This window comes from Arthrobacter sp. Hiyo1 (assembly GCF_001263615.2).
In the GTDB taxonomy this organism is placed as follows: Bacteria; Actinomycetota; Actinomycetes; order Actinomycetales; family Micrococcaceae; genus Arthrobacter.
The window spans coordinates 302,390-312,583 of sequence record NZ_DF952469.1; the positions used below are offsets into that span (position 1 = coordinate 302,390).

Genomic DNA, 10,194 nt, shown 5'->3' on the forward strand with positions numbered 1-10,194 from the left:
CCGCTCCGGCCGCAACAGCCGCCGGCGCACCCGCACCAACGGCAGCGCCCCTACCCGTCACGAACCTACCCCCTCCACACCAACATCGTGAGCACCACCTTCTGGGTGGGCGAGATCTTCAATGCCAGCCTCTCGGACGGCTCCCAGGTCTGCTCCACCTACAACGGCCAGTGGGCCTTGCAGCACACGGGGGTCAACATGGGAACCACTCCGTCCAGCGCGAGCGGTTGTCCCGGCAGCACTTACGGCGGTTGCGACGGAGTCAGCTCCGGCACCGGCACGAGCTTCCAGTGCGCCACGGAACAGCGCGTAGCCAGCAATGGGTACTTCCCACTGCACCAGCCCAAGCCTTTGCAGAACCCGTTCTACTTGGACCTGCCTTACGACGACGTCAATGACAGCGTCGCTTTCGCCGAGCGTTGCAATGTTATTCCGTGGGCCGCCGCGGACAACGCCAAAACGGGCGTCAACCACTGTGCGGACTCAAGCTACAGCTACATGAAGAACGCATGGGTCCAGATCACCGGCCCCAATGGCGCCGTTTGCTACGGACAAGTTGAAGACGCCGGGCCCTCGAGCGGTTCGCTCTACCACGATTCGGCCTACGTCTTCGGCGCGAACAACGCGCGTCCGGCCAACAAGTCCTTCTCCGGCGACCCGAGCCAGGGTGCAGGCATGGATGTCTCCCCTGCATTGAACGGCTGCCTGGGCTTCGCTGAGCTGAACGGCGACAATGACCACGTATCGTGGCGTTTCGTTGACCGTGCCAGCGTGCCGGCCGGTCCGTGGCTCAACGTTGTCACCACTTCGGGAGTCACCAACTAATATCCCGGGACCCACGGGTCAGCAGGACATTACCCACTCCGGGAGTGTCGGACGCCATGCCACCCAGCCGCAATGGCTGCCTGGCATGGGCGTCCGCGTGTCCGCCCACTTTTCCAGGGCTGTCCCTAGCCGGTCCGCACCACGGACGGCCCCGGCGTCGCGATTTCCTGAGGTTGGCGTTGGATCCTCCGAACCGGGCTGACCCAAACTCCCGACGAACTCGCCGAGTACGCCTTGGGCAAGACCTGGAGGCAAATGACCGCGTCCAATATCCGCATCAACGGAAAGAAGGGCGCCATCAACAAAAAGCGCGGGTTGCGCATCGAAACTGCGGCAAGGACTGTCAAGAAGAGGTCCGGCAGGAAGACCCCAATGAGAACGTCCTGGGGCCGCAGGACGCCTGACAGAAAGATAAAAACCTCTGAGCGATTGCCGAAAATCCACACCTCGATGGCAGCGAGGGACGATAGCAGGAATGCCGGCACCAGAAGGACGAAGAAAAGGCAGCTGGCTACGAGTTCAACAATGTACAGCCCCAGCACAAACCAAAATCTGCTGAATTGCAGGCCGTGCCGCCTGACGGTTTGCCAGAAACCAAGAATCCACCGCCGCACCTGCTTGATATAGTCCTTCAGGTTGTCCGGATCCTGGGTATACGCAACAGCCGCAGAGGGATGGAATGCGATCCTTCCCAGTTTCTTCGCATGGATTTCAAACGTCATGTTGAAGTCTTCGATCACCAGCCCCGGCGCCAGGACCTCTATTTTTGCGAGCGCACTGGTTCTGTACATGCTGGCGAACCCGGGCACGATGGAGACGACATTTGCCCCTTGCGCCGCTTGGCCGTATTTGAGGAGCAATTGGACCACGATGTACAAGCGCTCCCGGTATGCCACGAGGAAGCGGCCGATCGCCGTCGGAGGTGCCGGACTCATGATCGATTTGGCCCGTCCCGCGACGGCAACCACCGTCGGATCGTCAAACAGCGGCAACCCCGTTTCGAGGTAATCCGGCGTCGGGCGTGTGTCCGCGTCCAGGAGCATGACCACCTTGAACCGCTTGCACAGGTCGAAGTGGGCGATGCCCGCCGCGAGTGCGCCTGCCTTGCCACGGTTCGGTTCAAGGTCAAGGACCTTCACCCCCGCGGCCCGAGCAATAGCTGCGGTGTCATCAGTGGACATGTCCGAAACGACGTGGATGTTGCGGCGAGGTACCAAAGCGGACGCGGCGAGGATTGTCTCCCTGATGACCAGGGCCTCGTTGTGGGCGGCCACGAGGACCGCGACATTCGCCGGGTAGAGCCGCACCCCCTTCGCACGATGGCGGGCCCGCGGACGCCGAGGGATCGGTAACGTGCCGCCGCGCAGCAGCGCGATCCACCCCCGGATCCGGGAAGACAACCCCTTGACCCGCCACGATTCCTCACCCGCCAGGCGGACCAGCCCGGCAACCGACCAAAAGATCGTACTGACCCCCAGAACCAAGAAGATCGAAAGCAGAACTATCACGGCGACGGAGCTCCCACTGTGTCGTACATTTCGTAATCATCGGTAGCAAGCTGGCCATCACTGAAGAGGTTCAGTCCAAAGCTGATGGCCTCGGCTCCTGCCGGAACGGGCGGCGTATCCCAGATCGCCTGCTCGTAACTGGTGTTGGCCGCGAACCACGGACTGGCCGTCCAGTAGGTCCACGTGCCCAGCTTGTTGCGGTAATACACTTCGAATTGGGTCTTCGCGGTGGACTGGTACCACGCCCTGAGCGAATAGCTGTGGCCGGTACTCACGCTCGGAGCGCATGCTCCCAGATCGAGGACGGGAAGCAGTTTGGCATCACCGGACGAGTATTCGCTCACGTCCAGGCGTCGGGCCACCACGCCGGAGTGTCCAGGGTTCAAGGTGCTCAGGACCACGGCATTCTTGCCATAGGACGACACCTGCCAGCATTGCGGCAAGCCATACTTTCCAGCCGTTTCCAGCCCCGGATTCCGAAGGGCATTCGTTCCTGGTGCAGCCGGCGCCGCGACGGGACCGTTCACTACGGGTTTCGCCACGCTGCCGATCACGTCGTGTACCGTGCGCACGGCCATGGTCCCTTGTTGGGTCCTGGCCGCCAGCCAAGTGGCGAACTGTTCGAACAACGCGGGGCTGATGGAGCGGGGGCTGCCGCTGTTGTCGACGTCGTAGAAGGTCAATTGCAACCAGCCCCCGGCCTTTTCGGCCTGCGCTACTGTCGCCTGAAGGTCGGCCAACGTCCACTTGCTGCCGACTTCCGATGTTGCCCGTGTCCGGAACAGGTCCGCCGGGCGGACGGTTTCCGCTGCAGCGCAGCCCGCGCAGTCGATGGGAGTGGTTATCTCGCCGAGGCCACGCGCGCTGTTGTAGCCACATCCAGCGACCTGCTCTTCCGACTTCGGCGTCGAAGCCGCAAACGGATAGGCAAAGGAGGTGACCTTGAAGCCCCAGTCCGTAAGGTTCACGCGATCGTTGCAGATCTGCCTCGATGCTTCGTCAGGCTCTACGGAAGTCACATCGGCAAGGGTGACCGTATGCCCGCCGATCTCATTCTGGTCCGCGGCCAGGGTGTGGAGATTGTCCGTTGTCATGTAGTCAGGCGCTCCAACAAAGCCCGAATCGATGAAAAACGTGCCCCGGAGGCCGTGGTCCTTCAAGATCCGGGCCGCCTCCATCTGGCTTGACCGGCCCGCATCAAACGTCAAGCTAACGGATGAGAGCGGGGCGGCAGACGGCGTGGGGCTGGTGGTTCCGGATCCGGAGGGAGCCTGGCTTCCGTTGATCAGCGATGTTGCGCCCGTCAACAGGAGCAGCACCGACACCCACGAGGCAGCCCAAAGACCTGCCCGCTTCCTCGACATGCGGATCGGTCCGGATGCGATGCCCTTCCCCCGCGGACTCATCGCCAACCCGCACTGCCGTGGTTCCTGAAGGGGCCGGTGGCGACTGGGGGAAGCCTCGGTCTCAAAGGCTTATTCACCACCGGCCCCCGCTCAGGGGCCCTCTCGATGAGGGCGCGCTGCCGTCCGGCAGCGCCGTCAATTGGCGCCGGGTCCATGGGAGGGACCGTGCTGGATCCCCCAAGAGCAGGTTCGAACTCCAGGCAAACGCCTTCTCGGTTTAATCCGCCGCGTCCTAATGCCGCTCGGACCAGAGCGTCCATTTCCATTCTGAGACCTGTCTTTCCCCCGTTGCCCTCAACCAACTGACACCATCAGCGTAAGAACCAGGGCGACGACGGACACGAGTACGCTCTACCCGTCTTTACACTCAACCTTGACGTCCGGACGGTGCCACTACTCGTGCGCTGCGCGCGCAACACCGGGCTCAAACGTCGGGGCGCGGGCAGGGGCGAATCCGATCCGTTCGTGGTCAAATGGTGCAATCAGGCAGTCGGAATTTAAGGATGGCGGAAGAGAGTGTCCAGGAACCGGGGAAGCGGCGCGTCCGTTTCGGCTGAGTCGGACGGCGCGCGGGACGTCCGTCGCTCGTCGTCCCCGGCCAAGGGACCTCGCCGCCAGCTGTCAGCTTTCGCCCGGGCCTGCATTGCCGCAATCCTTGTGGCGGTGGGGATGGGAGGCATCCTCGTGTGGCGTTTTACCACGGACGCAAACGGTTCCCTCGAGCCCCCGTGGTTTTCCGGCTACGTCGACGTGACTGTGGTCCCTCAATACGCTTTCGAGACACCCGTGGGCGAGGGCACCAAGAATGTCACGCTGGCGTTCGTGGTGGCAATGGCTGGACAGCCCTGCACACCGAGTTGGGGTAGCACATACAGCCTCGATGCCGCGAAGACCTCGCTCAAGCTCGAAGAACGTATCGCCAAGCTTCGGTCAAACGGCGGCGCCTTCGCTGTGTCCTTCGGCGGCTCAGTCAACAGCGAGCTCGCCAACTCCTGCTCGAATGCAACAGATCTGGAAAGGGCCTATCGTGCGGTCCTGGAACGCTACAACCCCGGAACAATCGACTTTGACGTTGAGGGCGACAACCTGGCGGACAGCGCGGCCTGGCAGCGCCGCGCCGCAGCCGTCGCTGCCCTCCAGAAGGAGAGGATCAAGGAAGGGCACGCCCTCTCAATTTGGCTTACCCTCCCGGTCACCCCGCAAGGGCTGACCGACGCCGGAACCTCCGCCGTCGACCAGATGCTCGCCGCCGGCGTCGAACTCTCCGGGGTCAACATCATGACCATGAACTACGGTTCAAGCCGGAGCGAATCGCAAAGCATGCTCGATGCCGGAACCTCAGCGGCCCAGTCCACCAACGACCAGCTAAGCATCATCTACCAGCGTGCGGGAATCACCCTTAACAGCGAACAGATCTGGGGAAAGATGGGCCTGACACCTATGATCGGCCGGAACGACCTCCCGGGCGAGATATTCGACCTTGACGCGGCCCGCGGATTGAACTCATTCGCCATCAGCAAGGGGGTTCAACGGGTGTCCATGTGGTCCTTGAACCGGGACACGTCGTGCCCCCAGGACACCCCCGAGGATCCGGCCAGCCATGTGTGTAGCGGGATCGATCAAGGAACCCAACGCTTCTCCGATGTATTGAGCGCGGGATTCCACGCCAAACTGCCCTGACCCGCCGATCAACGATCCCGCCGATTGGCAGAGGATCATGCCTGGCCTGGACGGTCCGCCCTGTTCTGGTTCTTGGCTTCGGCCGGGCGGGCGAGGTGCCTTCCGTTACCGTGCCGAAACAGCTTCTTAAGCCACTGCATGGATACCTCCGGTTTTCTTGGGACTGTCACTACCGGATTGCCTGGACGGCTCCGGTTGCCGGTGCTACTTCACTTGGCTGACCGTGACGATGTTCAGCCACGGTCCAGCGGGAACCTGGTCCCGTGGCACGAACTGCCAGTCGACTTTGTCCGACTCGCCATCAAGATCGGAGAAACCAAGGCACCCGTTGAGCGCAGGCGAGACGTCCATTCCGGCACCGTTGAACTTTTTGTTGGCCGGACGGGCGTCATTGGAGCCGAAAACGTAGTCCTTGTCGTGATACTGGCCCGGACCCGCATCTTCAATCTGTCCGTAGCATTCCCGGTTGCCCATCCGGATCCTGACCCATTGGTTCTTCATGTAACTGAAGGAACGGTTCTGGGCATTGCCCGCGAAACCCGGATCGTTTGCCCACGGGATGACACTGGCCCGTTCCGCGAAGGCGGTGGGATCGTTGACGTCGTCGTAAGGAAGATCGAGGTAGAACGGGTTCTCCTTTGGAGTCATGCTGGTCGGTGCATAGCCTTTGGCCTGCGTTCTCGCCTCGGTCTTGCAGCCGTTCGTCACGACGCCGTCACAGCCTCCATAGCTCTGCATCCACTGGGAGTCGTAGGTCGACATCACTTGGCTCCCGTCTGCCGCTTTGGGATCAAAGATCTCGCCGACCCAAAAGGTGGTGGATACAATCCCGGTGTGCCAGGGATACCGGCCGGCTGATTGCGTCGGACTCGGGCTCGGGCTCGGTCCACCGCACGCTGCCGTCAGCAAGGTCAGGACCGCAAGCACAGCCGCTCCACCCCGGCCGTGACGCTTGGATCCGGATGCTGGGCGATTCACATCGTGCTCCTGGAAAAGGGTTCGTCGGATCTTTCCTTGGACAAGGGCGGGCGACCGGTCAGCGTGTACTCCACTCACCCAGCCGCCCGTCCTTACGCTGTAGCTATGCCGTCCCTTCGTTCACGACGCGAGGGTAATCTTCCAACCTGCCGGATCCAGGACTTTTGCGGGTTTGTAGTCGGCCGCGACGTTGAGGATGATCTCATCCAAGGTGGTCTTCGGCTCGAAGCCAACAAGCCCGAAGGACTTGCTGTTGTCCGGAACCCGCCGGCGCATGTCCTCGTAGCCCTCTGAGTAGGCCTGCTCATAAGGCACCAGAGTGATCGCGCTGCCGCTCCCAAGGAGTTCGACAATCCTCTCGGCCAACGTCAGGATGGAAATCTCGTAGCTGCCGCCGAGGTTGTACGCATTTCCGTAGGCAAGCGGTTCCTCGGAAATGCGGACGATGGCCGGAACGATGTCGCCGACGTAGGAGAAGCACCTGGTTTGATGGCCGTCTCCGTAAACCGTCAGGGGTTCACCGACGAGCGCCTGCCGCACAAGCCGCGGAACAACCATTCCATAGCGGCCTGTCTGCCGCGGACCGACCGTGTTGAAGAGCCGCACGATGGCAACCGGCAACCCGAATTGGCGCCAGTATGCGTGGGCAAATGCCTCGTCAATACCCTTGGCGGCTGCGTAGGTCCACCGGGACTTGAGCGCGGATCCCAGGATGCGGTCCGCTTCCTCCGAGAGGCTGTCCGAGGTGTTCTTCCCGTATATCTCGCTTGTGGATGCCAGCAACAGCGAGGCACCTGATTCGAGGACCGAGTCCAGGACCACTTCGGTGCCATGGATATTCGTGCGGAGGCTCTCCAACGGGTGGTCGACGATCAAATTCACGCCAACCGCGGCGGCCAGGTGGAAGACCCTGTCGGCACCCGCCACCACCTTGTCCACTGCGTCACGGTCGAGAATGGTGCCCTCGACGAAGTGGAAGTTCCTGTGGCCTATGACGCCTTTGAGATTCTCCAGGCGTCCGGTCGACAAGTTGTCCAGCACGGCGACTTCGTCCCCGGCCGCCAACAAGTACTCAACAAGATGGCTTCCTATGAACCCGGCACCGCCGGTTATTGCTGTTTTCATTACTCCTGCTTCCGTCGAAAACATGGTGGATCTAGAGCCGGGTCACGTTGCCGGCCTTGGGCAAGCGGTATGTCGTGTCCAGGACTGCCGGGGCTCCGGCCAGCCAGTCAAGTTCCATCTGGCTGTGCCTCGTGTGCAGGATCACCAGGTCCGCACCCCAGTCAGCAGGCGATTGCTCGGATTGAAGGGTCCCGCCATGGCCGTCGGGAGCCGTCTGGCACCAAGGATCCGAGAATGCCACTTCCGCTCCGTCGGCGATCAAGGCGGCAATGATTTCCAACGCCGGGGATTCCCGGAGATCTTCGACGTCGGGCTTGTACGCAACCCCGAGGACCATGACGCGTGCACCGGAAACACCGTGGTTGCGGTCAGACAGGATACGCCTGGCCTTCTCCACCACCTGGTGCGGCCTGCCCGCAATCCCGGCCATCGCTTGCTCGATCACCGGGGCTGTCAAGCGGGCCTTGCGCAATTGCCACAGCAAGTAGTGGGGGTCGCACGGTATGCAGTGTCCGCCGACTCCGGGACCGGGTGTGAACGCCATGAATCCATACGGCTTGGTGGACGCCGCATCGATGACGTCCATGACTTCCATGTTGAGTTCGTGGCAGATATCGGCGAATTCGTTAGCCAGGGCGATATTGACGGCCCTGAACGTGTTCTCCACAAGCTTGGTCATCTCGGCGACATCCGCCGACGGCACCACGTGAACCAACTTGGTGCTGGCGCTCAGGAGCCGTTCGGCAACTTCGCCGCACGCCGGGGTCACGCCGCCGACTACCCGGGGGACGTCTTCGTGGGAGAACGAATCCACGCCGGGGTTGATGCGCTCGGGCGAGAAGGCCACGAACACGTCATGGCCCGGGATAAGTCCCCGCGCTGCCAAGGGCAAAGCCAGGAGGTCGCGCGTGGATCCGACGTACGTTGTGGAGGTCAGCATCAGCAACTGGCCAGTGGTGGCGAAATCGACCACCGAGGCACAGGCCGCCCGGAGAATGGAGAGGTCCGGAACCAGGTACTCGTCCACGGGAGTGGGAACGCACACAACCACTGCCGCCGCGCGGGCAAGCAATGACAAATCGCTGCTCAGCATGAAGGTCGGGTCCAGCAGCGCGTTGCTCAGCCGTTCCCGGTCGGAGTCCAGAAGATCTGCCCGTTGCTCCCGGATCACGGCCAGGCGGGCGTCGGACACGTCAAGGCCGAGGACACGCCGACCGGAAGCGTTGATGGCGAGCGCCGTGGGCAGGCCCACATAGCCCATGCCCACGATCGCCACGTCGAAAGTAAACGCCTGATCTTGTGTGGTTGTCCGTGTTCCCGCGCCCTCCGGCCAAGCTGGTGCCTGCGTGTGCAAGGACTGCGAGCTCCCGTTGGGCTCTGCCTTGAGTCTTTACCTTCGTGTTCGGTGCCATGGTCAGTCGACCTCCCGGTGCCTGTTGTCTCCAGTGTGAAAGAAAGCCGGCGGCGGAACGGGACGTGCCCTGGTCTCAGAGGGCACATGACCGCCCGCCGCCGGCTCGATTGTGGGGGTGCCCGCGGAATGCGGGAAACCGGTCGCATTGGAGTTGACTTCTCGCTGGATCACCGGGTGGTTTTCCTGTAGCAAAGAATTCTTCCTGCGTTTCATCTCGAGACCCACTTATCCCCAAATGAGTGGCGGTTGCCATCAGGAAAAGCGTATTAACGAACCCCCAAGGCGGGCGCGAGTGGGCTCTACCCGTCTTTGGATGCGCGGTCCCTCCCGCGGCGATTGACTACCCGTCCGAGCGCTTTTAACCACTCGATTCAGTACTCGCTTTTAGGCCTTTCGCCCTTTGCGTGCCGTCTGTTCAAGCGCACGACGGCGGAACGCGGCTTCGGGGAAGCGGTCACCCGATCCCAGTGGTGAACCCAGTCGCGCCTGCGGCTAGCCCAGTCCCTGCGTGCCGTGGGCACCGTTCATCAAGTCTTCGCGGTGGCTGATGCCAAGCTTGGCGAACATTCGGTACAAGTGGCCTTCGACCGTGCGCAATGACAGGCCCAAGCTCAGCGCAATGTCCTTGTTGCTCGACCCCGACTGCACGAGCGTCGCGATTTCCTGTTCGCGCCGGGTCAGCTTCTGGAGATCCGGGGAGGCCCCTTCAACGGCCGGGCCGGCCTTGTCGAGAGCGGCGGTGCGACGCTTGAGGAGTCGCTGTCCTTCGAGCTGGCGCGCCTTGTCCCCCCTGCTTTCCAGGATCCGTAGGGCGTGGCTGGCGCAGTCAGCGGCGGCAAGCTCCAGTCCGTCCTTGGCTGCCGAATCACTCAGCTCAATGAGGCGATCCGCGTCCTTGTGCGCGAGGGCAAGCCCGACGCTCAAGGCGAACTCCGCAGTGCGGCCTTCGCTGCCCTGGGCCACCGCTACCAGCCGACGCGCCACACTGGGGTCTCCCAGCCTCAGGACCAACATCAGGATGTCGATCTCGGCGCCGATAGCCCCGTCCGCGGCCGCGGAATCCGCAAGGGACATGAGTCGCGAGATCGCCGTTTGCGTTCCGGTGTGCTCGGCTCGCGCAACTGCCGCATGACCTTGTGCCAGCAGCGACGGATGCACGCCTTCCCGGACCAATGTGTCGTATTCGTTGGAGTACGTCATCGCGGTTTCCCGGCGTTTCAGGATCGACGCCGCGTAGGCGGCGGCAGCAACGGCGTCG

Annotated in this window: 9 protein-coding genes; 3 read left to right on the top strand and 6 right to left on the bottom strand. The window is 62.5% G+C overall.

Annotated elements, in window-relative coordinates:
* A partial coding sequence (locus tag AHiyo1_RS05940; protein WP_059387924.1) for a hypothetical protein occupies positions 1-825 on the top strand: 825 nt, incomplete at its 5' end.
* Between the two features lie 125 nt (positions 826-950).
* Here AHiyo1_RS05940 and AHiyo1_RS05945 read toward each other — a convergent pair.
* A complete protein-coding gene (locus AHiyo1_RS05945) occupies positions 951-2,333 on the bottom strand; it encodes a glycosyltransferase family 2 protein (protein WP_253257178.1) in 1,383 nt (460 codons plus the stop codon).
* Positions 2,330-3,511: a polysaccharide deacetylase family protein gene (locus tag AHiyo1_RS05950; protein ID WP_253257229.1), complete on the bottom strand. Its 1,182-nt coding sequence runs from the start codon at positions 3,509-3,511 to the stop codon at positions 2,330-2,332. Before AHiyo1_RS05950 ends, AHiyo1_RS05945 begins: the two co-directional genes overlap by 4 nt.
* Between AHiyo1_RS05950 and AHiyo1_RS26255 the strand changes: the two genes are divergently transcribed.
* Both AHiyo1_RS26255 and AHiyo1_RS05955 read left to right on the top strand, forming a co-directional pair.
* Entirely contained in the window at positions 3,459-3,767 is a 309-nt protein-coding gene (locus AHiyo1_RS26255; RefSeq protein WP_253257238.1) for a hypothetical protein, read from the top strand. The genes AHiyo1_RS05950 and AHiyo1_RS26255 overlap by 53 nt on opposite strands.
* Before the next feature lie 488 nt (positions 3,768-4,255).
* Positions 4,256-5,419 (top strand): chitinase, encoded by a 1,164-nt coding sequence (locus AHiyo1_RS05955; RefSeq protein WP_253257179.1) that lies wholly within the window; start codon positions 4,256-4,258, stop codon positions 5,417-5,419.
* Positions 5,420-5,623: 204 nt separating this feature from the next.
* On the opposite strand, the gene AHiyo1_RS05960 is transcribed toward AHiyo1_RS05955, so the two are convergent.
* The 4 genes from AHiyo1_RS05960 to AHiyo1_RS05975 form a co-directional block, all read right to left on the bottom strand.
* Complete coding sequence (locus AHiyo1_RS05960) at positions 5,624-6,181, bottom strand: hypothetical protein (protein WP_253257180.1); 558 nt, start codon at positions 6,179-6,181, stop codon at positions 5,624-5,626.
* Between the two features lie 336 nt (positions 6,182-6,517).
* On the bottom strand, positions 6,518-7,522 hold the full coding sequence (locus AHiyo1_RS05965; protein ID WP_059387927.1) for a dTDP-glucose 4,6-dehydratase: 1,005 nt from the start codon (positions 7,520-7,522) through the stop codon (positions 6,518-6,520).
* A 31-nt stretch (positions 7,523-7,553) separates the two neighbouring features.
* Complete coding sequence (locus tag AHiyo1_RS05970; RefSeq protein ID WP_059387928.1) at positions 7,554-8,798, bottom strand: nucleotide sugar dehydrogenase; 1,245 nt, start codon at positions 8,796-8,798, stop codon at positions 7,554-7,556.
* Between the two features lie 630 nt (positions 8,799-9,428).
* Positions 9,429-10,194 (bottom strand): helix-turn-helix transcriptional regulator (locus AHiyo1_RS05975; RefSeq protein WP_216363137.1); only part of this gene is annotated, 766 nt, incomplete at its 5' end.

Bases quoted from the DNA above. Each gene is read 5' to 3' on its own strand.
- AHiyo1_RS26255 (WP_253257238.1), top strand. From the start codon at position 3,459: ATGAAAAACGTGCCCCGGAGGCCGTGGTCCTTCAAGATCCGGGCCGCC.
- AHiyo1_RS05950 (WP_253257229.1), bottom strand. From the start codon at position 3,511: ATGGAGGCGGCCCGGATCTTGAAGGACCACGGCCTCCGGGGCACGTTT.
- AHiyo1_RS05960 (WP_253257180.1), bottom strand. From the start codon at position 6,181: ATGTCGACCTACGACTCCCAGTGGATGCAGAGCTATGGAGGCTGTGAC.
- AHiyo1_RS05965 (WP_059387927.1), bottom strand. From the start codon at position 7,522: ATGAAAACAGCAATAACCGGCGGTGCCGGGTTCATAGGAAGCCATCTT.